The 25,190-nt window shown below is 65.7% G+C and carries 28 protein-coding genes, 1 tRNA gene and 1 pseudogene; 15 read left to right on the top strand and 15 right to left on the bottom strand.

Annotated features, from left to right (window positions below):
- Positions 1–4: 4 nt before the first annotated feature.
- The 6 genes from AC5Y5B_RS08560 to AC5Y5B_RS08535 form a co-directional block, all read right to left on the bottom strand.
- A complete protein-coding gene (locus tag AC5Y5B_RS08560) occupies positions 5–973 on the bottom strand; it encodes an NADPH:quinone oxidoreductase family protein (protein ID WP_500005063.1) in 969 nt (322 codons plus the stop codon).
- Positions 973–1,596, bottom strand: coding sequence for a TetR/AcrR family transcriptional regulator (locus AC5Y5B_RS08555; RefSeq protein WP_500005276.1), 624 nt, complete (start codon positions 1,594–1,596; stop codon positions 973–975). The genes AC5Y5B_RS08560 and AC5Y5B_RS08555 overlap by 1 nt, the downstream gene beginning before the upstream one ends.
- Entirely contained in the window at positions 1,577–2,860 is a 1,284-nt protein-coding gene (locus tag AC5Y5B_RS08550) for an acyl-CoA dehydrogenase family protein (protein ID WP_500005061.1), read from the bottom strand. Before AC5Y5B_RS08550 ends, AC5Y5B_RS08555 begins: the two co-directional genes overlap by 20 nt.
- Positions 2,861–2,878: 18 nt before the next feature.
- Positions 2,879–3,643 (bottom strand): SDR family NAD(P)-dependent oxidoreductase, encoded by a 765-nt coding sequence (locus tag AC5Y5B_RS08545; RefSeq protein WP_112632552.1) that lies wholly within the window; start codon positions 3,641–3,643, stop codon positions 2,879–2,881.
- Positions 3,644–4,684: a phosphotransferase family protein gene (locus AC5Y5B_RS08540; protein WP_112632617.1), complete on the bottom strand. Its 1,041-nt coding sequence runs from the start codon at positions 4,682–4,684 to the stop codon at positions 3,644–3,646.
- A gap of 75 nt (positions 4,685–4,759) precedes the next feature.
- A complete protein-coding gene (locus tag AC5Y5B_RS08535) occupies positions 4,760–5,443 on the bottom strand; it encodes a class I SAM-dependent methyltransferase (RefSeq protein WP_112632551.1) in 684 nt (227 codons plus the stop codon).
- A gap of 77 nt (positions 5,444–5,520) precedes the next feature.
- Between AC5Y5B_RS08535 and AC5Y5B_RS08530 the strand changes: the two genes are divergently transcribed.
- Positions 5,521–6,159 carry a histidine phosphatase family protein gene (locus AC5Y5B_RS08530; RefSeq protein ID WP_112632550.1) on the top strand — a complete coding sequence of 213 codons (639 nt, stop codon included), beginning with the start codon at positions 5,521–5,523 and terminating at the stop codon, positions 6,157–6,159.
- Between the two features lie 63 nt (positions 6,160–6,222).
- The gene (locus tag AC5Y5B_RS08525; RefSeq protein ID WP_112632549.1) at positions 6,223–7,269 is read left to right on the top strand and encodes a phosphotransferase family protein; all 1,047 of its coding nucleotides are present in this window, start codon (positions 6,223–6,225) and stop codon (positions 7,267–7,269) included.
- Here AC5Y5B_RS08525 and AC5Y5B_RS08520 read toward each other — a convergent pair.
- Positions 7,266–7,619 (bottom strand): LapA family protein, encoded by a 354-nt coding sequence (locus AC5Y5B_RS08520; protein ID WP_500005058.1) that lies wholly within the window; start codon positions 7,617–7,619, stop codon positions 7,266–7,268. The genes AC5Y5B_RS08525 and AC5Y5B_RS08520 overlap by 4 nt on opposite strands.
- Positions 7,620–7,718: 99 nt before the next feature.
- On the opposite strand from AC5Y5B_RS08520, the gene AC5Y5B_RS08515 reads away from it, so the two are divergent.
- The 5 genes from AC5Y5B_RS08515 to AC5Y5B_RS08495 are packed head-to-tail and all read left to right on the top strand — an operon-like array spanning position 7,719 to position 11,783.
- Positions 7,719–8,666, top strand: coding sequence for an ABC transporter substrate-binding protein (locus tag AC5Y5B_RS08515; RefSeq protein ID WP_500005056.1), 948 nt, complete (start codon positions 7,719–7,721; stop codon positions 8,664–8,666).
- A 1-nt stretch (position 8,667) separates the two neighbouring features.
- The gene (locus AC5Y5B_RS08510; protein WP_112632546.1) at positions 8,668–9,780 is read left to right on the top strand and encodes an ABC transporter ATP-binding protein; all 1,113 of its coding nucleotides are present in this window, start codon (positions 8,668–8,670) and stop codon (positions 9,778–9,780) included.
- Positions 9,781–9,783: 3 nt separating this feature from the next.
- Positions 9,784–10,470 carry an ABC transporter permease gene (locus AC5Y5B_RS08505; protein ID WP_112632545.1) on the top strand — a complete coding sequence of 229 codons (687 nt, stop codon included), beginning with the start codon at positions 9,784–9,786 and terminating at the stop codon, positions 10,468–10,470.
- Positions 10,467–11,183: an ABC transporter permease gene (locus AC5Y5B_RS08500; RefSeq protein WP_112632544.1), complete on the top strand. Its 717-nt coding sequence runs from the start codon at positions 10,467–10,469 to the stop codon at positions 11,181–11,183. Before AC5Y5B_RS08505 ends, AC5Y5B_RS08500 begins: the two co-directional genes overlap by 4 nt.
- Positions 11,184–11,783, top strand: coding sequence for a putative glycolipid-binding domain-containing protein (locus tag AC5Y5B_RS08495; RefSeq protein ID WP_112632543.1), 600 nt, complete (start codon positions 11,184–11,186; stop codon positions 11,781–11,783).
- On the opposite strand, the gene AC5Y5B_RS08490 is transcribed toward AC5Y5B_RS08495, so the two are convergent.
- Positions 11,746–12,690, bottom strand: coding sequence for a prephenate dehydrogenase (locus AC5Y5B_RS08490; RefSeq protein ID WP_500005275.1), 945 nt, complete (start codon positions 12,688–12,690; stop codon positions 11,746–11,748). The genes AC5Y5B_RS08495 and AC5Y5B_RS08490 overlap by 38 nt on opposite strands.
- A 128-nt stretch (positions 12,691–12,818) precedes the next feature.
- Between AC5Y5B_RS08490 and AC5Y5B_RS08485 the strand changes: the two genes are divergently transcribed.
- The 6 genes from AC5Y5B_RS08485 (at position 12,819) to AC5Y5B_RS08460 (ending at position 16,466) form a co-directional block, all read left to right on the top strand.
- Positions 12,819–13,340, top strand: coding sequence for a tRNA adenosine deaminase-associated protein (locus AC5Y5B_RS08485; protein ID WP_112632541.1), 522 nt, complete (start codon positions 12,819–12,821; stop codon positions 13,338–13,340).
- 77 nt (positions 13,341–13,417) lie between these two features.
- On the top strand, positions 13,418–13,876 hold the full coding sequence (locus AC5Y5B_RS08480; RefSeq protein WP_112632616.1) for a nucleoside deaminase: 459 nt from the start codon (positions 13,418–13,420) through the stop codon (positions 13,874–13,876).
- A gap of 29 nt (positions 13,877–13,905) precedes the next feature.
- Positions 13,906–13,995, top strand: a tRNA-Ser gene (locus tag AC5Y5B_RS08475).
- Positions 13,996–14,102: 107 nt separating this feature from the next.
- The gene (locus AC5Y5B_RS08470) at positions 14,103–14,819 is read left to right on the top strand and encodes a cutinase family protein (RefSeq protein ID WP_500005049.1); all 717 of its coding nucleotides are present in this window, start codon (positions 14,103–14,105) and stop codon (positions 14,817–14,819) included.
- A gap of 63 nt (positions 14,820–14,882) precedes the next feature.
- Complete coding sequence (locus AC5Y5B_RS08465) at positions 14,883–15,890, top strand: glycoside hydrolase family 6 protein (RefSeq protein ID WP_500005046.1); 1,008 nt, start codon at positions 14,883–14,885, stop codon at positions 15,888–15,890.
- Between the two features lie 99 nt (positions 15,891–15,989).
- Positions 15,990–16,466, top strand: coding sequence for a CAP domain-containing protein (locus AC5Y5B_RS08460; RefSeq protein WP_500005044.1), 477 nt, complete (start codon positions 15,990–15,992; stop codon positions 16,464–16,466).
- Positions 16,467–16,538: 72 nt separating this feature from the next.
- On the opposite strand, the gene AC5Y5B_RS08455 is transcribed toward AC5Y5B_RS08460, so the two are convergent.
- From AC5Y5B_RS08455 to AC5Y5B_RS08425, 7 genes and pseudogenes are all read right to left on the bottom strand, one after another.
- Positions 16,539–17,060: a hypothetical protein gene (locus AC5Y5B_RS08455; protein WP_500005042.1), complete on the bottom strand. Its 522-nt coding sequence runs from the start codon at positions 17,058–17,060 to the stop codon at positions 16,539–16,541.
- A 166-nt stretch (positions 17,061–17,226) separates the two neighbouring features.
- The gene (locus tag AC5Y5B_RS08450; RefSeq protein ID WP_500005040.1) at positions 17,227–17,814 is read right to left on the bottom strand and encodes a hypothetical protein; all 588 of its coding nucleotides are present in this window, start codon (positions 17,812–17,814) and stop codon (positions 17,227–17,229) included.
- A 58-nt stretch (positions 17,815–17,872) separates the two neighbouring features.
- Positions 17,873–18,370: a hypothetical protein gene (locus AC5Y5B_RS08445; protein WP_500005274.1), complete on the bottom strand. Its 498-nt coding sequence runs from the start codon at positions 18,368–18,370 to the stop codon at positions 17,873–17,875.
- A gap of 765 nt (positions 18,371–19,135) precedes the next feature.
- A complete protein-coding gene (locus AC5Y5B_RS08440; protein WP_500005038.1) occupies positions 19,136–19,639 on the bottom strand; it encodes a hypothetical protein in 504 nt (167 codons plus the stop codon).
- Positions 19,640–19,687: 48 nt separating this feature from the next.
- Positions 19,688–21,358: a putative alpha/beta hydrolase gene (locus AC5Y5B_RS08435; protein ID WP_500005035.1), complete on the bottom strand. Its 1,671-nt coding sequence runs from the start codon at positions 21,356–21,358 to the stop codon at positions 19,688–19,690.
- A 137-nt stretch (positions 21,359–21,495) separates the two neighbouring features.
- The gene (locus AC5Y5B_RS08430; RefSeq protein ID WP_500005030.1) at positions 21,496–22,629 is read right to left on the bottom strand and encodes a cellulase family glycosylhydrolase; all 1,134 of its coding nucleotides are present in this window, start codon (positions 22,627–22,629) and stop codon (positions 21,496–21,498) included.
- 231 nt (positions 22,630–22,860) lie between these two features.
- A pseudogene (locus AC5Y5B_RS08425) lies at positions 22,861–23,298 on the bottom strand (TM2 domain-containing protein).
- 130 nt (positions 23,299–23,428) lie between these two features.
- Between AC5Y5B_RS08425 and AC5Y5B_RS08420 the strand changes: the two are divergent.
- Positions 23,429–23,815: a DUF2237 family protein gene (locus AC5Y5B_RS08420; RefSeq protein WP_112633727.1), complete on the top strand. Its 387-nt coding sequence runs from the start codon at positions 23,429–23,431 to the stop codon at positions 23,813–23,815.
- Between the two features lie 96 nt (positions 23,816–23,911).
- A complete protein-coding gene (locus tag AC5Y5B_RS08415; protein ID WP_500005025.1) occupies positions 23,912–25,183 on the top strand; it encodes a sulfotransferase family protein in 1,272 nt (423 codons plus the stop codon).
- Positions 25,184–25,190: the final 7 nt, after the last annotated feature.

Genomic DNA, 25,190 nt, shown 5'->3' with positions numbered 1-25,190 from the left:
CGCGTCACGCGACGTCGATCACCACCTTGCCCAGCACCTTGCGGTCGGCCACATGCCGTAACGCCGCCGCGGTCTCCGAGAGCGGGAATCGCGCCCCGATATACGGCCGCACCGTGCCGGCGGCGAACATCTGCGCCAACTCCGCCAGGTCGCGCACGGCGTCGTCGGGCCGATCGGTCATGAAGGTCCGGATCTCCATGCCGCGCACGCAGATATCTTTCAACAGAATGAGATTCAGCGGAATGGCCGGGATGGTGCCCGCCGCGTAGCCCAGCGTGACGAAGGTGCCGCCACGCGCGAGCCCGCGCAGTGCCGGCTCCGAATACGCTCCCCCCACCGGGTCCAGCACCACACGGGCGTGGTCCCCGGTGAGTTCACGGATGCGCATCTTGAGGTCCTCGCGGTCGTAGTCCACGGTTGCCTCGGCCCCGCGCAGGCGGCACAGCTCGAGCTTCTCCGGGCTCGACGCCGCGGCCAGCACCCGGGCCTCCATCGCGACCGCCAGGTCCACCGCGGCCAGCCCGACGCCGCCCGCGGCCCCGAGCACGACCACCCAATCGCCTTGTGTGACAGCGGCCGTCGAGCGCAGCGCGTGATAGGCGGTGCGGTAGGTGACGCCGAAGGCGGCGGCCGAGGCGAAGTCGGCGTTGTCGGGCATGAGCTCGGCCTGGCTCGCGTCGAGCAGCGCCTGTTCGGCGAACGCACCGAAGGTGGTTCCGGAAATACGCTGCCCGGGACGGAACGGCGCGCCGTCCCCGACGGCGATGACCTCGCCGGCGATCTCGTTGCCGGGTATGAACGGAGGCGGGATTTTGACCTGGTACTTGCCGGCGATGAACAGCACGTCGGGAAAGTTGACCGCGGCGGCACGGACCCGCACCAGCAGCTGGCCCGGAGCCGCGACGGGTTCGGGCACGTCGTCGATCACCAGGTCCTCGGGTGTGCCGTAGGAGCGACAAATCACCGCGCGCATCAACTGACCCCCAATCCGTGTAAACAGAACCGCACCAGGTGGGCGATGTCGTCGGCGCCGGGCTGCTGGGCCGAACCCACGTAGCGACGCATGGTGGCGGCGGTGCAGCTGAACACCGCCTCGACGTCGCGCTCGACGTCGGTACTGCCGAGGGCCGCAACGGGTTCCACGAGGAGATCGCGAAGCGGCCGCATCATCTCCTGGTCGGCCGCATGCCACGTGGTACCCGCCGACATCTGGCCGGCCGCCGCGCGGGTCATGCTGATCAGGTGGGGGTCGGCCACCTGGGCCAGCGTGCCCTCGATCCACCGCATGACCTTGTCGCGCGGGCGGGGTTCCTTGGCCATCTGGTGCTCGAGGTAGGACACCACGATCGCCACGCCGCGTTCCATCACGGCCAGGATCAGGTCGTCCTTGCCGGCGAAATATCGGTAGAACGCCTTGTTCGACGAGCCCGCCTCGGCGACGATATCGCTAACCCGGGGTGCTTCGGGCGCGACGCGTTCCATGACGCGCACCGCGGCGGCCAGGATGCGTTCCACTTCCTCGGTGGCCCCCCGGTGGCGGTCGTCGAGCGCCCGCTCGACCGCCGCGGTCACCCGGTCAGAGGTCAACGAGCTCACCATATTTGGCGCGTGCGGCCGCACGCCGCACATCGAGCATCTCGCTGGGCCAGTCACCTTCTTCGGCCGCGTAGCCCTTGAGCAGCATCCGGGCCAGGTTCACCTTGTGCGCCTCGGTGGGCCCGTCCGCCAGGCCTAGCGCGATGCCACCCAGCAGGACGTTGACCAGTGGCAGTTGGTCGGTGAGGCCCAGCGCGCCGTGCACCTGAATCGCCCGCAGGGCAATCGATTTGAGCACTTGCGAAGCCAGGATCTTGCACGCGGCGATCTCCGCCCGGGCGGCGCGCTCGTCGCCGTTGTCGATCAACCACGCCGCGTGCAGCACGGTCAGCCGGAACGGTATCAACTCGGTGTAGGAGTCGGCGACGAATTCCTGGACCAGTTGCTTGTCGGCCAGCAGGCTGCCCTGGGTGAAGCGGCTTTTCGCCCGGCGAGACATGATCTCGACGGCGCGTTGCGCCATCCCGATGGAGCGCATCGCGTGGTGCAGCCGCCCGCCGGCCAACCGGGTCTGCAATATCAGGAAGCCCTGGCCGGGCTCTCCGAGCAGCGCGTCCGATGGCACTCGCACGTCGTTGTAGTGCACCAGGGAATGGCCCGGCTCGTGCGGGTCGGCCCCGACCAAATGGTGATTGGCCTCGAGCACCAGCCCCTCGGTGCCGGCCGGGATCAGGAACGTCGACGCACCGGTATGCACCGGCACGTCCGGATCGGTGATCGCGACGACGATGAAGAAGGAGGCGACGGAGGCGTTGGAGGAGAAGTACTTTCGTCCGGTGATGATCCAGTCGTCGCCATCTCGCACCGCGCGGGTGGTGAAGACCCGCGGATCGGCGCCGCCTTGCGGCTCGGTCATCGAGAAACACGAGAAGATTTCACCGGACAGCAGCCCCGCCAGGTAGCGGTCCTTCTGCTCCTGGGTCCCGAAGCGGGCGATGATCTCGGCGTTGCCCGTGTCGGGCGCCTGCGTCCCGAACACGATCGGCGCCCACGGGCTGCGGCCCAGAATCTCGTTGATCAGCGTCAGCTTGACCGCGCCGAAGCCCTGCCCGCCCAGCTCCGGCCCCAGATGCGGTGCCCACAAACCCCTGTCGCGGACCTGCTGCTTGAGCGGGTCGACGATGCGACGCAGCTCGTCGTTCAGTGGCAGAAACTCGCAGCCGCCGAACAGCACCTCGAGCGGTTCCACCTCGTCGCGAACGAACCCACGGATCCATTCGAGCTTCTCCTCGAACTCCGGCTCGGTGGAAAAGTCCCAGGACATCGCGCAACCTCCTGCTCGTTAAGGAATCCCGCCGTCGGCCCGCACAATCGAGCCGGTGGTGAAACTGGACGCATCGGACGCCAAAAACAATGCCGCGCCGACGATTTCACGCGGGTCTCCCGCACGCTCCAACGCAAGATGCTTGAACGGATTCTGGTGTGCCGCCTCGAGATTCCAGGCCTTGCTGACATCGGTGAGAAACGGCCCCGCCATCAGCGTGTTGACCCGCACCGCCGGGCCGAACGCCTTCGCCAGCGCCTCGGTCATGGCGTTGAGCCCGGCCTTGGACGCGGCGTACGGGATGATGTCCGGTGTCGGCCGCAACGATCCTGCCGTACTGACATTGATGATCGAGCCCCGCCCAGCCGAGACCATGCGCTCGCCCACCACCGCCGACAACCGGAATGGGCCCTTGAGGTTGAGATTTACCACGGCGTCGAACAACTTCTCCGTCACATCGGTCAGCTTGTCGTACAACGGCGACATGCCCGCGTTGTTGATCAGCGTGTCGACCTTGCCGAACCGCTCGTAGGTTGCCTCGACCAAGCCGTCCAACTGGTCCCAGCGCCCGACGTGCACCTGATACGGCATGGCCGAACGGCCGGTTTCGGCCTCGATCTGTTCGGCGGTGGAGACGCAGTTGTCCAGGTTGCGGCTGGCGATCACCACGTCCGCGCCGCAGCGGGCCGCTCCGAACGCCATCTCACGCCCCAATCCGCGGCTGCCGCCGGTGATCAGGACCACCCGGTCGGTGAGGTCGAAAAGCGTTTCGGCGTAACCCATTCAGGCCCCCTCATTGGATCGGGCCAGCTCGGCCGCCGTGGCGATGAGCTGCAGGATCATCGGGCCGAACGCGTCGGTGATCTTCGGGTCTACCTTGCCGGTCCTTACCCCTGCCGCATACGTCTTCTCCAACACGATGCCCAGCTTCCAGTTGGCCAGCACCAGGTAGTAGTCGATGTTTTCGGTGGACAACCCGCTGACGGTTTCGTAGTGCTCCAGCAGCTCGCTGCGCGTGGGCATGCCGCGCATGTCGAGATAAAACCCGTCCTCGCGCGGTTTCTCGCCGTCGTAGCCCAGCAGGCACCACGCGAGGTCGAGCAGTGGGTCGCCGACCGTTGTCATCTCCCAGTCCACGATCGCGGCCAACCGCGCCGGTGCGCCGTGCGCGAACATCACGTTGGCGAACTGATAGTCACCGTGCATGATCCCCGCCCGGTAATGCGCCGGACGGTTGCGGCGCAGCCAGTCGGAGGCCTCGTTCAGACCCGGCAGCTCGCGGACCTTGTAGGCGTCCAGAAACGCCAGCCAGCGATCGACCTGCCGCTCGTGGAATCCGTCCGGGCGGCCAAAGCCTTCGAGTCCTTGTTTGCGCCAATCCACCCGGCCCAGCTTGGCCGCGCCGTCGACCAATTGGAAGGCCAGGCCGCGCCGGGCCGCTAAGTCGGTGTCGAACGGCGATTGCCACCCGCCGTCCATCGGGCTCCACCCGTCGATCGCCTCCATGACGTAGAACGGCATGCCGAGCACGGCGCCCGTGTCGTCGGCCGCGATCAGCGCCGCGTGCGGGACGTCGGTGCCGGACAGCGCCCGCACCAGGCGGATCTCCCGCAGCAGGCCGTCGATGCGGGCGGCGTCGGCCCGCTCGCCGGGCATCCGCAGCACCATGCGCTGGCCGGCACGCTCGATCAGATACAGGGTGTTCTGCGAGCCGCCCTTCAGCTGCGTCAGCTGGGGCTCCTCACCGCCACCCGGGGCGTCGTTGGCATCCAGCCAGCGGGCCAGGACGCCCGCGTCGAGTCCCGATCCACCCACGTCAGTCACCGTCCCACCGTTGCTGCGCACCGCAATCTCGATGCGGAGAATAGCATTCTCCGAGATGATCGGGTCATGCGCGGCTCAGTGCGGTTTGTGCGCGCTCAGCAGAAACCCGGGGGCCATGAAGTGGCCGTTGTCGTCGTGCTCCAGGTGGGCCAGCGGACCGTCCGGCGACCCGCCGGTGTCGTCGTTGCCGTACACCTTCGCCGCGCGCAGGTCATCGACGCGCCACAGCGTCGCGACCGCATCGTGCAATTCCGATTCGGTGAAGCCCGGCGGGCCCGGCCGGCCCGAATGGGCGTCATCGAGCGCCCCGGCCGCGAAGGCCAGGATGTACAGCCCGGCCCCGGGCGCGGCGGCCCGAAAGATCGACCGGACGTAGTCCTGACGCCGGTCCGGTGGCAGCGCGTGGAACAGGCCGCTGTCCAGAATCGTGGAGAAGCGGCCTTCGGAACCAGGCGGATAGCCGCCGAAGTCGGTGACGTCGGTCTGGGCGAAGGTTGCCGTGGTGAGACCCTGCTCGGCGGCCGCGGCGGTGGCCGCCCGAATTGCGGTCGCGCTGGCGTCCAGGCCGACAACGGTGTAGCCGAGCGCGGCCAGGGTCAGCGAGAGGGCGGCATGACCGCAGCCGGAGTCGAGCACCTCGCTGCGCACCTTGCCCTCGTCGATGAGACGGGCCAGCTCCGGTTGGGGCCGCCCGATGCTCCACGGCGGCGGTGTGGCCTGTCGGTAGGTGGCGTCCCAATCCCTGTCCGGTTCGGTCATTGGGTGCCTCCTCGGGATCGACCTCACCGACGCGATGAGAAACTGGCGCTGCCAACCATCGAACGACAGGAAGAAATATGCAAGTGCTTCTGGTCCGGCACGCGCTGCCGCTGCGCAGCGAACACGGACAAGGCTCCGATCCGGACCTGTCGGAGCAAGGGTTGGCCCAGATCGAGCGACTCCCCAAGGCGCTCGCCAGGTTTCCCATCGCGCGGGTGGTGAGCAGCCCGCAGCGCCGGGCCATCCAGACCGCCGAACCGGTCGCGGCGGATCGCGGGCTGCGCGTCGAGATCGACAATCGGTTCGCCGAGTACGACCGCGACCTTCCTGTGTACATCCCCGTCGAGCAGATTCGCGCGGAGATGCCCGAAGAATGGGCGCGCCTGGCTCAGGGGCATCTCCCGAGCGCGGTCGACGAGGACGCGTTTCGCGCCCGGGTGCGCGCCGCGATCGACGACCTCGTCGCCGCCGCCGAACCCGACGACACGGTCGCGGTGTTCAGCCATGGTGGGGTGATCAACGTGCTCCTGCACGAAATTCTGGGTACCGCCCGCCTGCTGTCCTTCCCCGTCGACTACGCGTCGGTGACTCGGCTGTTGTTCTCCCGGTCCGGTCAGGCGACGGTGGCCGCGGTCAACACCACCGAACACGTCTGGGACCTGTTGCCGCGAAACCAAAGGCTGCTCGACGACGAGGCGGGCCGCGGCACGGCCTGAGGGGGAGGCCCGCAAATCGCAGGTGGTGCTCCGGGTCGAGGCCGGCGATGGTAGACAAGTTCGGTGACTTCGGCTGACCAACTCGAGGGGCTCGACCTGGCCTCGCTGGACTCCTACCTGCGTTCGCTGGGAATCGGGCGCGACGGCGAGTTGCGCGCGGACTTCATCTCCGGTGGTCGCTCGAATCTGACGTTCCGCGTGTACGACGACACCACCAGTTGGCTGGTGCGCCGGCCGCCCCTGCACGGTCTGACCCCGTCCGCGCACGACATGGCCCGCGAGTACCGCGTCGTGGCGGCGCTGCAGGACACACCGGTTCCGGTGGCGCGCACGATCGGGCTGTGCGAGGACGATTCGGTGCTGGGCGCCCCCTTCCAGATCGTCGAGTTCGTCGCCGGGCAGGTGGTGCGCCGCCGTGCCCAACTCGAATCGTTCAGTCACACCGTCATTGGGGGCTGCGTCGACTCGCTGATCCGGGTGCTTGTCGACCTCCACAACGTCGATCCCGACGCGGTCGGCCTGGCCGACTTCGGCAAGCCCAGCGGTTATCTCGAGCGTCAGGTGCGGCGGTGGGGCTCGCAGTGGTCGCTGGTGCGACTGCCCGAGGATCGGCGCGACGCCGACGTGGAACGACTGCATTCCGGTCTGGGCGAAGCGATTCCGCAGCAGAGCCGGACGTCGATCGTGCACGGCGACTACCGGATCGATAACACGATCCTGGACGCCGACGACCCGACGAAGGTCCGTGCCGTCGTCGACTGGGAGCTCTCCACGTTGGGGGATCCGCTGTCCGACGCGGCCTTGATGTGCGTGTACCGCGATCCCGCCCTGGATTTGATCGTCAATGCGCAGGCCGCGTGGACGTCACCGCTGTTGCCGACGGCCGACGAGCTGGCCGACAGGTATTCGCTGGTGGCCGGTACACCGCTGGCGCATTGGGAGTTCTACATGGCGCTGGCCTACTTCAAGCTCGCCATCATCGCCGCGGGCATCGACTTCCGCCGACGCATGTCGGATCAGGCCCGCGGCACCGACTCCGATCACTCGCCGGAAGTCGTGGCCCCGCTGATTTCGCGCGGTCTGGCCGAACTGGCGAAGCTGCCCGGCTAGCGGGCGGCGGCCGCCGCGTGCTGCCGTTTGGCCGCGCGGCGCAGCTGCAGGATCCGTGCGGTGCCGACCGCGACGGTGATCAGCCCGCCGACCACGGCTGCCAGCAAGATCGCCACGCCCTTGGGCTGACTCCAGTGCCAGCCCAAGAACTGAAAGTCTGTCGGTGTCGTGTTCTGCGTGATGAAGATCAGCAAGAGAATCAGGATCACAAAGCCGGCGATCAGCGAGGACCACAGTGCGCCGGCGCGGGTGAACCCGATGGCCGGTTCTTTGGCCGGCGCACCGGTCTTGGCCGCAGGATCGGGCTTGGGGGGCGGCTGCCCGGGCGAGGCAGAGGTGTGGCTGCTCATACTGCCATCTTTGCCCTATCCGACGCAGAATGAAACCGATTCACCGCCACCAATTCCGCAGGCCAGCGTCCGCGCGGCTCGGGCATTAGGGTCTGCGGTATGACAACGCTGCCGCGCCTGCAAGCCAGGATCATGGACGCGGCAGCCCTGCTGATGACGATGTGCGTTGTTGCGGCGTGCAGCAATTCCGATCCGCTGGGGGCGCAGGTTCGAAGCCCCAACTCCATCGTCATCGGCTCCGGCGACTTTCCGGAGTCACAGATCATTGCCGAGATCTACGCACAAGCGTTGCAGGCCAACGGGTTCGAAGTGGGAACCCGGATGGGCATCGGCAGCCGGGAAACGTATATCCCTGCGCTCAAAGACCATTCCATCGATCTGGTGCCCGAATACATCGGCAATCTGCTGCAGTATTTTTCCCCGCGGTCCGACGCCACCACCCTGGATGCGGTCGAGAGGGAACTGCACCAGCGCTTGCCGGCCGACCTGTCAATTCTGGCGCCCGCGCCGGCCACCGACACCGATACGGTCACCGTGACCGGCCAGACGGCGAACTCCTGGAGTCTGAAGACCATCGCCGATTTGGCCGTTCACTCGCCCGCGGTGCGATTCGGGGCGCCCTCGGCGTTCGCGACCCGCCCGGCCGGGCTGCCGGGGCTGCGGCAGAAGTATGGGCTCGACATCAAGCCGGGCAATTTCGTCGCCATCGACGACGGTGGCGGAGCGGTTACCGTGCGTGCGCTGGTGGAGGGAAGGGTGAATGCCGCCAACGTTTTCACCACCTCCCCGGCCATACCGCAGAATCACCTGGTGGCCCTCGAGGACCCCGAGCACAACTTTGTGGCCGGAAACATTGTGCCGCTGGTCAATTCGCAGAAGAAATCCAACCGTCTCAGGGACGTGCTGGACGGTGTGTCGGCGAAGCTGACCACCGCGGGTGTCGCCGGACTCAACGCGGCGGTGTCGGGGAACTCGGGCATCGATCCGGACCAGGCCGCGCGAAACTGGATACGGGACAACGGCTTCAACCATCCGATCGGAGGATGACTTGATCGTCTTCGACAAAGTCAGCAAGGCCTTCGCCGACGGAACCACCGCCGTCAACCAGCTCAGCCTGAGCGTCCCCACCGGGGAGCTGACCGTGTTCGTCGGGTCGTCGGGCAGCGGCAAGACCACCGCGCTGCGCATGATCAATCGGATGATCGAGCCCACTTCGGGCATCATCACGATCGACGGGGTCGACGTGTCCACCCGCGATCCAGTGAAGCTGCGCCTCGGGATTGGGTATGTCATCCAGCACGCCGGGTTGATGCCGCACCAGCGGGTAATCGACAATGTGGCAACGGTTCCCGTTTTACGGGGCCAGCCTCGCCGGGCCGCCCGCAAAGCCGCCTACGAGGTGCTCGAGAGGGTCGGACTGGACGCCAAACTCGCGACCCGCTACCCCGCGCAGCTCTCCGGCGGCGAGCAACAACGGGTCGGCGTGGCGCGCGCGCTGGCCGCCGATCCGCCCATCTTGTTGATGGATGAGCCGTTCTCCGCCGTGGATCCGGTGGTTCGCCACGAGCTGCAGAACGAAATGCTGCGTCTGCAAGGCGAATTGCATAAAACGATCGTCTTCGTCACCCACGACATCGACGAGGCGCTGCGGCTCGGCGACCGGGTGGCGGTGTTCAAGGGTGGTTCGTTGCAGCAATACGACGAGCCCGCCGAGCTGTTGTCGCGGCCGGCCAACGATTTCGTGTCGAGGTTCATCGGGCTGGGCCGCGGCTATCGATGGCTGCAGCTCCTCGACGCGGCCGGACTGCCACTGCACGAAGTCGAGCGAGTGGTGGCCGAAAAGATCTCGCAGACGGAGCTTTCCGGCGGGTGGGCCGTCGTGGTCGATTCGGCCGGCATGCCCCTCGGCTGGATCGACGGCCAGGGGGCGCGCCGGCACCGCGACGGCGTGCCGTTGACGGACAGCATGAGCGGGGTCGGGTCGCTGTTTCGGCCCCGGGGCAATCTGAGCCAGGCGCTGGACGCGGCGCTGTCGTCGCCGTCGGGCATGGGCGTGGCCGTCGATGACGACGGGAAGGTCATCGGCGGGGTGCTGGCCGACGACGTGTTGGCCGCGGTCGAGGCCCAACGCCTGGGCTCGGCGGAACCTCGAGGGACATAGCCGATGCATTATCTGCTTGGTCATCTCGACGACGCCTGGGGGCTGATCGTCGTGCACCTGCGGTTGTCGTTGGTGCCGGTGCTGATCGGGCTGGCGATTGCCTTGCCGCTGGGAATGTTGGTGCAGCGCACCCGAATCGCACGCCGGCTGACGACGGCGGTGGCCAGCGTCGTATTCACCATCCCGTCGCTGGCGCTGTTCGTGGTGTTGCCGATGCTCATCGGGACCCGCATCCTCGACGAGGCCAACGTCATGGTGGCGTTGACGGCTTACACCGCCGCGCTGCTGGTGCGCGCGGTCCTCGAGGCGCTGGACGCGGTGCCCGCCCAGGTGCGCGACGCCGCCACGGCGGTGGGTTATCCGCCGGTGACACGGATGCTGAAAGTGGAACTGCCGCTTTCGATTCCGGTGCTCGTCGCCGGGCTGCGGGTGGTAGTGGTCACCAACATCGCGATGGTCTCGGTCGGGTCGGTCATCGGCATCGGCGGGCTGGGTAGCTGGTTCACCCAGGGTTACCAGACCGACAAGAGCGATCAGATCCTGGCCGGCATCATCGCGCTGTTCGTGTTGGCGGTGGTCATCGATGTGCTCATCGTCGTGGCGGGCCGGCTGGCCACACCGTGGGCGCACGCCACGCGGAGCTCCGGTCGCCGCGCGGTCGTCGCGCCCGTAGTGGGAGGTGCGCGGTGAACTTCGTCGCGCGGGCGATCTCCTATTTGTTCACGGCCGACAACTGGACGGGTCCGGTCGGGCTCGCCGCCCGCATCCTGGAACACCTCGAGTACACCGCGCTGGCGGTGGCGGCCTCTGCGCTGATCGCGGTTCCCGTCGGCCTGATCATCGGGCATACCGGCCGCGGCACGCTGCTGGTGGTCGGTGCCGTCAACGGGTTGCGCTCGCTGCCGACGCTGGGTGTGCTGCTGTTCGGGACGCTGGTGTTCGGGTTGGGTCTGGGTCCGTCGCTGGTGGCTCTGATGTTGCTGGGTGTGCCGGCGCTGCTCGCCGGCACCTATGCCGGGGTCGCCAATGTCGAGCCGACGGTCGTCGACGCCGCCCGGGCGATGGGCATGACCGAGGCTCAGGTGCTGCTGCGCGTCGAGGTACCGAACGCGTTGCCGTTGATCCTGGGTGGGCTGCGCAACGCGACGCTGCAGGTGGTCGCGACTGCGACCGTGGCCGCCTACGCCAGCCTGGGCGGTCTGGGCAGGTACCTGATCGACGGGATCAAGGAACGTGAGTTTCATCTCGCCCTTGTCGGGGCGCTGATGGTCGCCGCGTTGGCGCTGGTGCTCGACGGACTGCTGGCGTTGGCGGTGTGGATTTCGGTGCCGGGCACCGGGCGGCTGCGGCGAACATACCGGGCACTTCCGCACCGCTTGGCGGGCACGTCTTACGGTAGATGAGTGAACGCAGCCCCCTCTGATCCGTCTCGCCGCGTGTGGCAGGCGATGCTCACCTGGCGCGCACAGGATGCTGCCCGCATGGAATCGGTACGAGTCCAGGTGTCCGGCAACAGAATCAAGGCCAATGGCCGCATCATTGCCGCCGCCACCGAGACCACTCCGGCGTTCGGCGCCTATTACGACCTGCTGACCGATGAGACCGGTGCCACCAAGCGGCTCGGCATGACCGTGACCCTTGCCGAGCGGGAGCGGGTCTTCTCGTTCGCCCGCGACGAAGAGAACATGTGGCTGGTCACCGACCACCAGGGCGAGCATCGCGCCGCCTACAACGGCGCGCTCGACGTCGACGTGGAGTTCAGCCCGTTCTTCAACGCGCTGCCCATCCGGCGGCTCGGGCTATACGAGCGGCCGGCGTCGGTCACGCTGCCGGTGGTCTACGTGAACATGCCGGAGATGTCCATCACCGCGGACACCGTGAGCTACAGCAGCACCGGCTCCCTGCAGGAGATCAAGTTGCGCTCGCCCATCTCGGACACGACGGTGAGCGTCGACGAAGAAGGATTCATCGCCGACTATCCAGGCTTGGCAGAGCGGATCTGATCACCTGGCCCGCCCGGCCCGCTGCGGCCAATTCGGCACGCCAGTTCTCCGCTCCGATCACGACGTGAAAGACGTCGCTGCGCGGGAAGTTGTCGTAACGGATTCGCGCGGCGTGGCCGGCCTCGGTGAGGTCGGCGACCGAATTGTGGGCAGCCAGCGATTCGCGAGCACGGCCCAACAGCTCGATCAGGCGGTCGACCGCGGGCACGAGCTGGTCGGAGTTGCCCTCGCACATCGCCCGGACCAGGTCCGGTGCGGTGGCCGCGACCCGGGTCCCGTCGCGGAATGACCCGGCCGCCAACGCGAAGGCCAGCGGGACGTCTCCGGCCACGACGGCCAGTGCCTCGGCGAGAAGGTGGGGCAGGTGCGAGATCGCCGCGGCCGCGGCATCGTGTTCGTCGGACCTGGCCGGCACCACGACCGCGCCGCAGTCCAGTGCCAACGTCATCACCGTCGACCAGATCGCCGGGTCCACATGGTCGTCGACGCTGATGACCCAGGGGGCCCCAGTGAACAACCCGGCGTAGCCGGCCGTCCACCCCGAATGGGCGGTGCCCGCCATCGGATGGCCCCCCACGAAGCGTTCCTGCAGCCCCGCCGCGATGACCTGATCGAGTACCGCCTGCTTGACGCTGGTGACGTCGGTCAGCGGGCAGTTCGGGGCGGCCTCCTTGACGTGGGCGAGCATGCCGGCCATCGCCGGCATCGGCACGGCCAGCACGATCAGCGCCCTGGTGTCGGCGGCGCGAGACAGGGTCGCGGTCAGGTTGGTGGTGGCATCAAAGCCGTCGGCCGTCGCGGCGTGTGCTCCCTCGACCGAGCGGTTATAGCCGAACACGTCGCGGCCGGCCGCCGTGGCGGCCCGCATTATCGAGCCGCCGATCAGCCCCAGCCCGAGCACACACACCGGTGTCTTAGAAGGAGGGCGCGCCACATTTCAAGGTTGGCACATCCGGTCGGGAGCGGTGCCGTCAGATGTCGTGGCCACCTGCGCCGTCTGGTCATGGGCCTGGTCAGGGACTACCGTAAGCGGCCATGGGAGCACAACGGGCCTCTGCCCCGGGCCTGGCCGCGGACACGCCGGACGGTTTCGGCGTCGCGGTAGTGCGCGAAGAGGGCCAGTGGCGCTGCGCCCCGATGGCCCGCAAGTCGCTCACCAGCCTGTCGGCCGCCGAGACGGAATTGCGTGAATTGCGCAGTTCCGGGGCGGTCTTCGGCCTGCTGGACGTGGATGACGAATTCTTCGTCATCGTGCGGCCCGCGCCCTCGGGGACACGGTTGTTGCTCTCGGATGCCACCGCCGCGCTCGATTACGACATCGCCGCGGAAGTGCTCGACAAGCTGGATGCCGACCTCGATCCGGAGGATTTGGAGGACTCGGATCCGTTCGAGGAGGGCGACTTAGGGCTGTTGTCCGACATCGGGCTGCCCGAGGCGGTCCTGGGGGTCATCGTCGACGAGACCGATCTGTACGCCGACGAGCAGCTGGGCCGCATCGCCCGGGAGATGGGCTTCGCCGATCAACTGTCGGCGGTGATCGACCGCCTCGGTCGGTGATCGCAAGCGCGGCGGAGCCGGGCGCCGGGGGCACCTCCCGCTCGCGGGGGACGGGTCGCCGCTATCAGGATCGGTCGGTGAGATCTGACGACGACCTGATCCGGTCCGCGCTGTCGGTCGCCGCGACGGCGGGTCCCCGTGATGTGCCCATCGGTGCGGTGGTGATCGGTGCCGACGGCACCGAGCTGGCCCGCGCGGTCAATGCTCGCGAGGCCCTGGGCGATCCGACGGCCCACGCCGAGATCCTGGCGCTGCGTGCGGCCGCCGCGGTCCTCGGCGACGGGTGGCGGCTGGAGGGCGCCACGCTGGCGGTCACCGTCGAACCGTGCACCATGTGCGCCGGCGCGTTGGTGCTGTCGCGGGTCGCGCGCCTGGTGTTCGGGGCCTGGGAACCCAAGACGGGCGCGGTCGGATCGTTGTGGGACGTGGTGCGCGATCGGCGGCTCAATCACCGGCCCGAGGTGCGCGGTGGTGTGCTGGCGCAGGAGTGCGCCGCGCCACTGGAGGCCTTCTTCGCCCGCCAGCGATTGGGGTGACGGGCCTGCCGTTGGGTAAGCTGCTCGGCGGTGGCGTGTCCGAGCGGCCTAAGGAGCACGCCTCGAAAGCGTGTGACGGCTAAAACCGTCCGAGGGTTCAAATCCCTCCGCCACCGCCAAACTTGATCGACGCAACTGGTTTCCAGTTTGCTGGAAATCCGGCTGCGAGGTCGGTCCGCCGCCGAAGGCCGCGGTTTGAAAATCGCATTTTTGGGCGCACAGCGGCATGACCGCACGTCACGCCCCTCGCGTCCTTGCTTCTGCGGTTGCCGCGGTGTCGGGCTGCGCCGCTTCGCTGTTTGCAGCCGCCGTCCCCGCTGCCACCGCCGGTCCATGCCCGGACGTGCAGGTCGTGTTCGCTCGCGGCACCGACGATCCACCCGGCCTCGGCCCGACCGGGCAGGCGTTCGTCGACTCGCTGCGCCCACGCGTCGGCGCACAATCCTTCGACGTCTATCCGGTCGATTACCCCGCCACTCACGACTGGACGAACGCGGGGGAGGCCGGCGTGAGAGACGCTGGCGCACACGTCGTGTCGATGGCGCGCGACTGTCCCAACACCAAGATGGTGCTCGGCGGTTACTCCCAAGGCGCGGCCGTGATGGGCTTCGTCACCTCGCCCGTGGTGCCGAATGGGATCGATCCTGCGAGCGTGCCCAAACCGCTGGATCCGGAAGTCGCCAACCACGTCTCCTCTGTCGTGCTCTTCGCCTTGCCCAACGAAAAGGCGATGAATTTCTTCGGCGAGCCACCGGTGGTCATCGGCCCGCTGTATCAGGCCAAGACCCTCCAGGTGTGCGCCACCGCGGACCCGATCTGCTCCGGCGGGATGAATTACGCCGCGCATGACACGTATGCGACCAACGCTGAGGTGATCGACAAGGGCGCGGCTTTCGCCGCGGGCCTGCTCGGCTCGGGTGGCGGCGCGCGGGGCGCGATGTAAGCGGGATGGCCATCGCTCGGGCCGATTGGCGCTCGGCACTTCCGAGCCACTAATTTTCCTCAGGTGAACTTCTCAGCTGCGGTTGCAGCAGCGCGGTGGATCGTCCCCATTCTCACGGCTGCGGCGGCCGTGGCCGGCATGGGCCTTCTCGCCGGCCCGGTACAGGTCCGTCCCGCGCCGGCGGTGCGCCTGGTCGCCGACGGCGACCCGTTGGCCGGTGCGCCGTTCTACGTCAACCCCATGTCGGCGGCCATGCGCGCCGCGCAGAGCGCCGATCCGCCGAGTCCCGAGCTGACCGCCATCGCCAACACACCCCAGGCGTACTGGATCGTGCCGGGCGGGTCGGCAGGCACGGTCGGGAAGTACGTCGGCGATGCCAATGCCGCCGGCGCCATCCCGGTGCTCGCGATCTATGGCATCCCGCACCGCGACTGCGGCAGCTTCGCCGCCGGCGGCATGGGCTCGGCCGACGCCTACCGCTCGTGGATCGACGGCATCGCCTCCGGGGTGGGCGCCTCGCGGGTGGCGATCGTCGTCGAACCCGATGCGCTTGCCATGGCCGACTGCTTATCGGGTGATGCGCGCCAGGAACGCTTCGACCTGATCCGCTACGCCGTCGACACTTTGACCCGCGATCCGAACGCGGCCGTGTACGTCGACGCGGGTCACCTACGTTGGCACAGCGCCGACGACATGGCCGCCCGGCTCAACCAGGCCGGCGTCGGCCATGCGCGGGGTTTCAGCATCAACACCGCGAACTTCTTCACCACCGAGGACGAAATCGGCTACGGCGAAGCCATTTCCGGCCTCACGAATGGTTCGCACTACGTGATCGACACGTCGCGCAACGGTGCCGGACCGGCCCCCGACTCCGACCTGAACTGGTGCAATCCCAGCGGCCGAGCACTGGGCACGCCGCCGACCGCCAGCACCGCGGGGGCGCACGCCGATGCGTATCTGTGGATCAAACGTCCGGGCGAGTCCGACGGAACATGCGGCAAGGGTGATCCGCCGGCCGGCAACTTTGTGAATCAATACGCAATCGAATTGGCCCGCAACGCCGGTCACTGACTGCCGCGAATCGATTTGCGATTCGGGATCGTTCTTGGTTGAAAATGGGTAACATTTAGATACCAAAAACAGCAAAGCGAGCGCGCGACAAGAGGCACCATGGCCAGGAAAGTCGAGATCATCGCCGTCTTGGCGATCTGTATTGCCCTCATCACGGCTCCCGGCGCACTGTCCGGTTTCGTCGCGCACGCCGATGATTCGGGGTCCGCGCTGTATAGCGGCATCAATCAGCTTCGCCCGGGATGCGGGCCGATCAGCGAGGACCCGCGCCTGACCGAAGCGGCCCAGTGGCACGCCGACGACATGCTGCGCAACGGGGTCAGCGGACACATCGGATCGGACGGCTCGTCGCCGCAGGCGCGCATCACCGCCGCGGGCTATAGGAGCAGGTATTCGGGCGAGATCGTCTTCTGGGGCACCGGATCCGCTGCGACCGCCAAAGAAGCCCTCGACATGTGGATGCAGAGTCCGCCACACCGGGACATCATTTTGAACTGCGCATACAACGCCGGTGGCTTCGCCACCGCTTGGGATGGCAACAAGATGACCGCCGTCGGGGATTTCGCGGCGTCGTAAACCTCGCTAGAACAAGCCGTTTCGTATTGCAAAGCCCTGCCACGGCAGGCGATGGTGATCGTGCGGCTGCCGTCATACGTGGGGCAACCACCCAGATCCCTTAGGTGACAGAACGAAACCGCGGCCTTGCGGGTTTTTGCACGCGGTCGTGCCCACATTGTCGACCCCGCAGATGATGCCATTGACGGTGATGGAATGACCGGGAGGAAGCGTTTTGACTGGCTGTCCGTCAATCATGCGTGATGGTTCTCCCTCGTTCGTCTGCTTCAGCCCAGTAGTGGTTCCAATCCAATTGACTCCGGTGATTCCGGCATTGGGATTTGAGGGAGCGGGAGGGATTGCGGGCAAGTTATCTCCTGTGCACTGTGCTTGATCAGGCGTGTAGTTGCAGACGACCCCGTCGGGAGTGAGGAAATACACCGTTGGTAAGGGTGTCCGGCCAGGGTTGGGCACCAGGATTTCATAGTCTTTGACATCGGCGGGAGCGTATGCGCTCAGATCGGGGAAACTTAGCGGGTCGGCATGCGCCGCGCACGAACCTATTAACGCAGCGCCGACAAGTACGCCGACGTTGGTGAACGTCTTTACGACCATATCGTTCCCATCGGTTCAAGCGCCGCGTTGCCGAACGGCAGACGATTTCGTCCATTGTTATTTCACCGCATGGCAACATGTTTCGGGCATTCGATGCTACTCAGGGCCGTTGCGAGACCCCCTCCCAACTGGAGTTGCGGTAATACTTCTTCGACACGGTTGAACCTCAAAACGCAACGCTACCTGATGATTTGAGCACGAATCCGTGCTGGTTGCTGGTGTCAAGGCTTGCGACGAGCCGGTCATCGCCAACGGCGCATGTCACGTTCTGGTAAGTGATCTTCTGGCCAGGTTGTAATACTGGGTGTCCGCCAAACTGCGATCCTGGATCGCGTCCGCTCTCGCAGCCGCCGTAGCCTTGACGCTGCAGTCGGTAGGCTCCTCCGGCCAAGTGCACCGCCCCTAAAACGCAAGTGCCCGGCGGGGCCGTACTCCCCCCACCGTTGAACGGGACGTTGTCGATGCCCGGCATGTCTCCGGTGCAACCGATCGGCTGCGGCGGTCCTGGCTGGGCCGGAGCGGGAAAGCTGCACTGCACGTTGTAGGGCGGAGAAAAAGTAATCGTACGGATATCCGACGACCCCTTCGGATACACCAGCAGGAAGGGGTCCACTGGCACGGCAGTGAAGCTGTCCAGGTTGGGGAAGCCAGCTGGTTGCGCGGCAGCATGATGCGCAACGGCCGCGCAAGATATGCACACGGCGACACACGTAACCGCCAGCGACCACTTCGCGACGGTGGCGATGGCATACACGCATGTCCTCCTCGACCACTCAGCCTTTGACACTGGCCACTCGCCACCTACATGACAATCACACGTGAGGCAGCCAACTTGAGCCATGTGGCGATAGAACAAAGCCACGGCCTTGCGGGTCTTTGCAAGCTGTTGTGCCTGAGTTATCGACCCCGCAGACGATGCCGTTCACTGTGATGGAGTGCGACGGAGCAAGCGTTTTGACTGGCTTTCCGTCGATCACGCGTGACTGTTCACCTTCATTCGTCTGCCTTATTCCCGTCGTGGTCCCAATCCAATTGACCGCCGAGGAACTGGCGTTGGGACTCGCGGTCGCTGGAGGTATTGCGGGCAAGTTGTTCCCCCTGCAAGTCGCCTCGTCAGAAATGAAGCTGCAGATTACGCCGTCAGGCGTGAGAAAGTAAACGGTTTGCAGGGGCGGCCGGCCTGGATTGGGAACGTCAATTGTGTAGTCCGAAACCGCGACCGGTGTGTAACCGCTCAGATCGGGGAAGCGTGGAGGGTCCGCATGAGCTAAACCGGGAGTTAGCAGAGTAGCGCCGGCGAGTACGCCCATCCAGGGAAGCGTGTTGACCCGCATATCATTCCTGTCGATTCAAGCACCGTGCTGCCAAACGATACACCACTTTGGCTGCAGTCCGTATTTCACTGCGTTGCAACGTGTTCCGTCATTCGCGGGATCCTCATCTTGACCGGCAAGACCTCTCCGAAATGGTTGAACCTCAAAACGCAAGGTTGCCTGACGGTTTGAGCACAAATCCGTGGTCGCCGCGTGTGGTGTCCAAGCATGCGACGAAGTGGTCCGCGCCCACTGCGCATGTCGCATTGCGGTAGTTCAGCTTCTGCCCGATGTTCAACAGGTTTCCGTGCGTGAAATGCGCTCCGCAGGGCTGGTCCGTCCGACTCACTGCGTATGCCGGGCCCATACCTGCTGCCCCTGCACTACCTATGACGCAGGATCCGTTGTCGAGTCCGGGAAATTCACCATCGCATGTGATTGCTTGCCCATTCCACGCCGGCACAGGTTCGGCAGCGGCAAAGGAGCAATCGATGTTGTAGGGAGTCGAAAAGTGGGCGTAACGCATCCCCTTTTGGGGGGATACGAAGTAGTTCTCGACCGGTACAGAGGCGAAGCCACTGAGATCCGGGAAGCCAGGGGGCTGCGCGGCCGCATGCCGTGGTGCTGCCGCACAAGACATGCACACAACGGCTGAAGCCGCGGTCAAGATCCGTATGGCAAAACGAGTGACAGCGCGCAAGCGGGTCCTCCGCAGACTCAGTGTCTGACGATAAAGCCGATTGAGCAGAACCGGACCGACAATCACACGTGAGGCAGCCAACTTGACCCATGCGGCGATAGAACGAAACCACGGCCTTGCGGGTCTTTGCAAGCCGTCATTCCTGAGTTATCAACCCCGCAGATAACGCCGTCGACGGTGATGGAGTGTGATGGCGGCAGGGTTTTTACTCCGTTCGGTGGGGGACCCGAGGGTGCAATTTGTTGTAGACGCGATGCCGTTCCAATCCAATTCACGCGCTGCGATCCGTCGGATGCAGGCGAAGCCGGTGGGATACCAGGGAGATTGTTCCCCGTGCACTGCGCTTGGCCTGACAGAAAACTGCAGATGATGCCGTCGGGGGTCAGGAAAAATACCTGGGTAGCGGGTATGCCGGGGGTGGACGCGTCAACTCTGTAGTCGGTGACATTGGCTGGGGTATACCCGCCGAGGTCGGGGAAGCGCGGAGGGTCCGCGTGCGCGTTGCAGGCGCTGATCACGGCGGTGGCCGTACATGCGGCTGATGCTACGAGTGCCTTGCTGATCATGGCTTTCCTATCAGGAACGTGACGCGGAGACGACCTTCGCTGCGACCGTCATTGCGCCGGAGTGACTTGGACCTGCTGCACGTTGTAAGGCGTATTCGCGTCGGTATTCCATTGGCTGAGGAACAAGTTCAGGTTGTTGAGGCTTGAACCGGGCAAGATGTAACCTCCGTAGGGCTGTCGGATCGAAATGGGAGTGTTCCCGGTGTCGTTGTGAGCAACGACCGTGGGAGCGCGGCCACTGAAGATTTCGAGGGGATCGTTTGCGACTCGCACCTCCACTTGATTCGTTCCAAACGTGCTATTGAATCCAGATAGCACCGGCTTTCCGTCCACTTCCCTGAAGCTGAGTTCGCCGTAGGTATTCGGGCTCATTGGCACCGTTGCGAGTTCTCCCGGTTGGCCCCAGCCGCTGCCGGTCCAGGGTTGCCAGGCGTCGCGGTCGGTGACTTGGTTGGGATCAACCCGGTACATGGTGACGCCTCTACTGCGGTCAAAAGAGTCTGCGGCGATGTACACCTTGCCGTCTTTGGCTTGAAAACCGCTGATCTGCGTAGGTTGGCTCGTCGCGCTGGTGCCGGGGTGAATCGGGTCATTCGGATTCGGAGGGTTGGGTGTCCAGGGGCGCCACGACTTGTCGATCGGTTTCCACCCCTGGCTGGGGTCGTTCGTTACTTTGACGAGCCACGATCCCCCCGTGGGGTTTAGTTTGTCGGTGCCGGCGACCATCATGTACGTGGTGCCGTCGCTCATCCGGATACTTCCGGCAGGAAGTGTGTCTGTCCCCGCTGCTTGAGGCGGCGGTGGGAACAAGACGTTTTGGCCGTCCGGTCCAGTGAGCGGAGCGCCAAAATGGGGACGACCTTGTTCGTCGAACGTGACTGGCACGGCCACTGAGGGGTAGTGCTTCCCGTCGTAGGCCTTATCACCGGTGAATGAATCTCCAAAAATTGCGAACAACTTCCCAGGCTGTCCGTTTTGGCCGGGTACCTCGACAACTTCCCCCAAATCTGCGGCGCCAATTCCCGGGATGCCGGGGATACCGCCGGTGCCAGCAACCGGGCCCAGATTTCTTACAACTCCCCGCAGCGGCTGCTCGATCCAGTCGTCCACAGCTTTGGCAGGGTCATAGCCGTCGGCGTGCAGATTCCCCATCGACTTGCGCAACGTGTCCGAGTAGGCATTACGAATTGAATTCATCTGCTTGACGGCATCGCGGACATCGTCCACCGCCTGTGCGTGCACAGCCTGCCTCAGCTTCTCCAATTTGTCGCGCTCCCCCGGAGGGAGGTCGAACCCTAAATCGTGTTCTATCGCGGCGAGCACCCTGTCGAGGCCCCGCAGCTCACTTTCCAAAAGGGCGATCTCTTGGGCCCCTTGCTTTTGCGCGTCGGCCAATGCAGCGGCGATGGACTCCAGCTCGGCACCGATCTTCGGCAGTTGCTCAGACTGTGCACCAAGGGATTTGGTGACCCGTTGGACTTCATCGGAGTCGTTGATCGGGTGCCCGCCCTGCTCATGGTTCCAGGCCGCGGCGAATCGTTTGCGCGCGTCCTCGAAGGCGTGGTCAGCTTCGGCGGTGTGCCGACCGGCACCATGGAAAGCCTCCGCCAGCTGGGATATCTGAAACGGGCTGCCGGCCTGCAAGCTCTGGTTGATCGCCCACGGATCGCCGCCGGCCGCCGCGATCAGTTCCGCTTCGGTGAAGTGGCCCCACGTCATGGCGCCGCCTGCAGTCGACCAACACCGACGACCATCGCCGCCCCCTTCTGAGCAGGTATAACCCTACTACTGGAAGCTCACGGGCGGGTGCGGTCGCTGAAGGATCGAAGCTAAGGCAGTCCCAGGCCGCAACCTGCTCAGGTCTGGCTACCGGCCAGCTTTCGCACCGTCAGGGCCTCGATGTCTTGAAACGGGCGGCCCTCGGGCCGGATCAGGTCGTGGAACCACACCTTCGGGACTGAGGTGTACGGGTGATCCCATGAGTCCCAGGGAAAGTAGGTCTGGGTCTTGCCGGCGACCAGACCCCAGTTGATGGCACCGACGTTGTGGCGCTTGGCAACCGGAAGGATCGATTCGACGGTGCTGCCCTGAGGGCGCGCCATGTATTCCGTGCACAGGATCGGCCGGCCCAGCGGAGTGAGCTCGTTGATCCGGTTCTCGAACCCGGACGGCCCGGCGTAGGAGTGGAAGGTGATCACGTCGGCGTTGGCAAGCTGGATGTCGCTGATCGTGCTGCGGCCCTGAGGTTGTCCCCAATCTCCCTGCCACACACCGCTTGTCAGTGGCTGGCTGGCATCCACCGCCCGCGCCCACCGAAACACCTGGGGGAGCAGGTTGGCGACCAGTTGTTCCTTGTCGCTTCTTTCGACCGTGCGGTACTGGCGCGCGGGATTGTCGGGCTCGTTCCACAGGTCCCAGCCCAAAACGCGGTTGTCGTTACGGAATTGGGTCATCACCGCGGTGACGTAGTCGCGCATGACAGGGACGTAGCGAGGGTCGCCGAGTCGTTCGGCGCCGGGGCTTTGCGCCCACCCCGAATTGTGCACGCCGGGCCTCGGCGCACGCTGGCGGCCCGCGCGCGGATGTGGATCCCAACAGGAATCGAAGAACACGAACAGCGGTTTGATGCGATGACGCGCCGCGATGTCGACGAATTGCCCTAGGCGCGTTTGGAAGCCACGCTGATCCGCGGCCCACAGCTGATCATGAAGGAACACCCGCGCAGTGTTGTGGCCGTAGAACTGCGCCCAGCCGAGTTCGGTATCGATGCGCCGCGGATCGAAGGTGTCGGGCTGGAACATCTCGAGCTGATTGATGGCGTTCGCCGGAATGTAGTTTGCTCCAACGAGCCAGCCCTGCGCTTGATACCAACGGTTCGCGCGCTCGGGTGACCACCGGCCCGTTTCCTCCGCGGAAGCCCGGGGTGCCCGGGCAACTGCGGCGCCTGCCGCCAGTAACAGAGGGAGTTTCAGGGCCGTACGTCGTTCCACGATGTGACGATAAGTTTTCGGGGCGATTTCCCCGGGATTTGCTCAGCGCGTCGCGACAGGTTCGTTGTCGGCACCGTCGCGCGACGAACTCGCTGGCGATCGTGACCAATCCGTGACCACGACTACCGGCGTGGCCGGACCGCCTCGAAGGTCAACCAAGTTAAAATCAGGCCCCGTTGCGCGTCAAACGCGTTGTCGGACAACCGAAAACGATTCCCTATCGTCGCTCGCCTAACGCAGCTTGCGGCCGTATTTGTCTTTGACGCTGCCCGTGAAGATCATGATCGCGTCGACGATGGCCCAGACCATGACGCCGAGCAGGACCGGAAAGCCGAGAAAACAAAAGAGGCTGAAGAGAACTCCGAACAGCCCCGGGCACAGCTGCGCGACCGCGATCTGCGTCGAGTCGATATAGAAGCGCCCGATACCGAACACGCCGAAGAACAGCTGGAGCAAGCCGGCGGTGGTCGCGGACTTGTCCTACAGCGCCAGCCCGGTCACCGGATCGCGGCCGTACGGCGCCTGGGGGTCACCATATCCGGGGTAACCGGGATACCCCGGATAGCCCGAGAAGCCGGGGTAGGGCTGCGGGGGCGGATAACCCGGCGGCTGCCACCCCCAGGGCGGCTCGCCGGGCGGATTTCCGGGTTGGTTGGGCGGCGTCGACATCGCATCGAGTTAACACGCCCAGCGTCCGGGCGTCCACACAGAGGCCCGGCGGGACCGTCCCGTGAAAACCCGACGAAACAGTCGGCAGATTTTCTTCAAACTTCACCCTCAGGAGCGCAATACTGAACGGGTGCCTGATCGAAATGTGCTCGGCGGTCCGCTGGAACCGTGCGGCACAGACCCGGTGACCGGCTTCTACCGCGACGGCTGTTGTTCGACGGGGCCTCAGGACCTTGGCCGGCACACGATCTGCGCGGTGATGACCGCCGAATTCCTGGAGCACCAGCGCTCGATCGGCAATGACCTACTGACGCCGGTGCCCGAGTACCGGTTCCCCGGCCTGCTGCCCGGCGACCGCTGGTGCGTGACCGCGCTGAACTGGCTGCGCGCCCACCACGACGGTTGTGCCGCGCCGGTGGTGCTGGCCGCTACTCACGAGAGCACCCTCGAGGTGGTGCCCTTGGAGGCGCTGCAAGAACACAAGGTCGACGTCCCCGACGATCTGGCCAACCTCTAGCGCCGGCCGGGCGCGGCAGGTGGATGCACCACGGATCTGCGCCGCGGCTAGCGTCGGTGTCATCTTTCTCACCCGTTGCGTCGGAGAGGGGTTGCGGTGGGTTCGGCGGTTGACGACATCGACTTCGACGACCTGACGGCGCCCCGGCTGACCGACGTGCAGCGCCAGATCCTGGAATTCACCGAGGCCAAGCCCGTCGACCTGGACATCGACCGGATGCGTGCGGAGGCCATCGAGCAGACCGGCCTGCCGGCCGGAGCCGCCGACCTCGACGACACCGACGGCTTCGCCGACCGGCTGCGGGCGCACGTCGGAGCCATCGAAGCCGACGACGCCCTGCGCCAGCTCACCCGCGGTTCGCTGCGCCAACGCATCGTGCGCCTGCTCCGCAACCGCATGTCGCTCACCGAACTCCTCCGGCGCTACCCCGAGATCGAGTCCATCCCGATCGAAAAGCCGTTCATCGTCGTCGGGATGCCGCGTTCGGGCACCACCCATTTGGTGAACCTCATTGCCACCGACCCGCGCCGGCGCGCGCTGCCGTATTGGGAAAGTCAGGATCCCATTCCCGCGCGGGGGCAGGGCCCCGACATTTTCGGCGTCGATCCCCGCTACGCGCGCGCGAAAGCCGAACACGATGCGCTGATGGCGAGCGCACCCGTGGTGGCCGCGATGCATGACCGGTTTCCCGAGGCGATCGAGGAGGAAGTGGAGCTTGTCGACCTCGACCTGGCCTCGTACGTGCTGGAATGGCATGCGCGCGTGCCTGATTGGCGTGACTACTACTTGGGCCTCGACCAAACTCGGCATTACGCCTACATGAAAAAGGTGCTGCAGGCGCTGACCTTCCTGCGCGGCCCGCGGACCTGGGTGCTCAAGAGTCCACAGCACTGCGAGCAGCTCGGCCCGCTGATGGCGACGTTCCCCGACGCGACAGTGGCCTTCACGCACCGCGACCCCGCCGCGGTGATCCAGTCGGCGATCACCATGATGGCCTACTCGGACCGGTTGCGCCGCAACAGCATTGACCCGCAGTGGCTGCTCGATTATTGGAGCGACCGCGTGCATCGACTACTCAGCGCATGTGTGCGGGACCGCCACCTGGTGGCGCCCGAACGCAGCATCGACATCAACTTCCACCAGCTGGGGGGCAACGAGATGCCGGTGCTCGAGACGCTGTACCGGTGCGCCGGCGTGGAGCTGCCGCCCAAGGTACGCGAACGCTTCCAGCGCTACCTGGACGGTAATCCGCGGGGCAAACACGGCCGCATCCACTACGAACTGCAGCGGCACTTCGGCACCTCCGCGGACGAACTGCGCCGCCGTTTCGGCTTCTACTTCGACAAGTTCGACGTCCGTCCCGAATAAGAGGAGT

This window comes from Mycobacterium sp. NGS33, from assembly GCF_059812885.1.
The sequence above is the reverse complement of the archived record's forward strand: the minus strand, read 5'-3'. Positions and strand labels throughout refer to the sequence as shown.

Coding starts and splice junctions, on each gene's coding strand:
- AC5Y5B_RS08560 (WP_500005063.1), bottom strand. CDS start 973: ATGCGCGCGGTGATTTGTCGCTCCTACGGCACACCCGAGGACCTGGTG.
- AC5Y5B_RS08550 (WP_500005061.1), bottom strand. CDS start 2,860: ATGTCCTGGGACTTTTCCACCGAGCCGGAGTTCGAGGAGAAGCTCGAA.
- AC5Y5B_RS08545 (WP_112632552.1), bottom strand. CDS start 3,643: ATGGGTTACGCCGAAACGCTTTTCGACCTCACCGACCGGGTGGTCCTG.
- AC5Y5B_RS08535 (WP_112632551.1), bottom strand. CDS start 5,443: ATGACCGAACCGGACAGGGATTGGGACGCCACCTACCGACAGGCCACA.
- AC5Y5B_RS08530 (WP_112632550.1), top strand. CDS start 5,521: ATGCAAGTGCTTCTGGTCCGGCACGCGCTGCCGCTGCGCAGCGAACAC.
- AC5Y5B_RS08520 (WP_500005058.1), bottom strand. CDS start 7,619: ATGAGCAGCCACACCTCTGCCTCGCCCGGGCAGCCGCCCCCCAAGCCC.
- AC5Y5B_RS08515 (WP_500005056.1), top strand. CDS start 7,719: ATGACAACGCTGCCGCGCCTGCAAGCCAGGATCATGGACGCGGCAGCC.
- AC5Y5B_RS08505 (WP_112632545.1), top strand. CDS start 9,784: ATGCATTATCTGCTTGGTCATCTCGACGACGCCTGGGGGCTGATCGTC.
- AC5Y5B_RS08485 (WP_112632541.1), top strand. CDS start 12,819: ATGGGAGCACAACGGGCCTCTGCCCCGGGCCTGGCCGCGGACACGCCG.
- AC5Y5B_RS08470 (WP_500005049.1), top strand. CDS start 14,103: ATGACCGCACGTCACGCCCCTCGCGTCCTTGCTTCTGCGGTTGCCGCG.
- AC5Y5B_RS08460 (WP_500005044.1), top strand. CDS start 15,990: ATGGCCAGGAAAGTCGAGATCATCGCCGTCTTGGCGATCTGTATTGCC.
- AC5Y5B_RS08455 (WP_500005042.1), bottom strand. CDS start 17,060: ATGGTCGTAAAGACGTTCACCAACGTCGGCGTACTTGTCGGCGCTGCG.
- AC5Y5B_RS08445 (WP_500005274.1), bottom strand. CDS start 18,370: ATGGGCGTACTCGCCGGCGCTACTCTGCTAACTCCCGGTTTAGCTCAT.
- AC5Y5B_RS08440 (WP_500005038.1), bottom strand. CDS start 19,639: ATGATCAGCAAGGCACTCGTAGCATCAGCCGCATGTACGGCCACCGCC.
- AC5Y5B_RS08435 (WP_500005035.1), bottom strand. CDS start 21,358: ATGACGTGGGGCCACTTCACCGAAGCGGAACTGATCGCGGCGGCCGGC.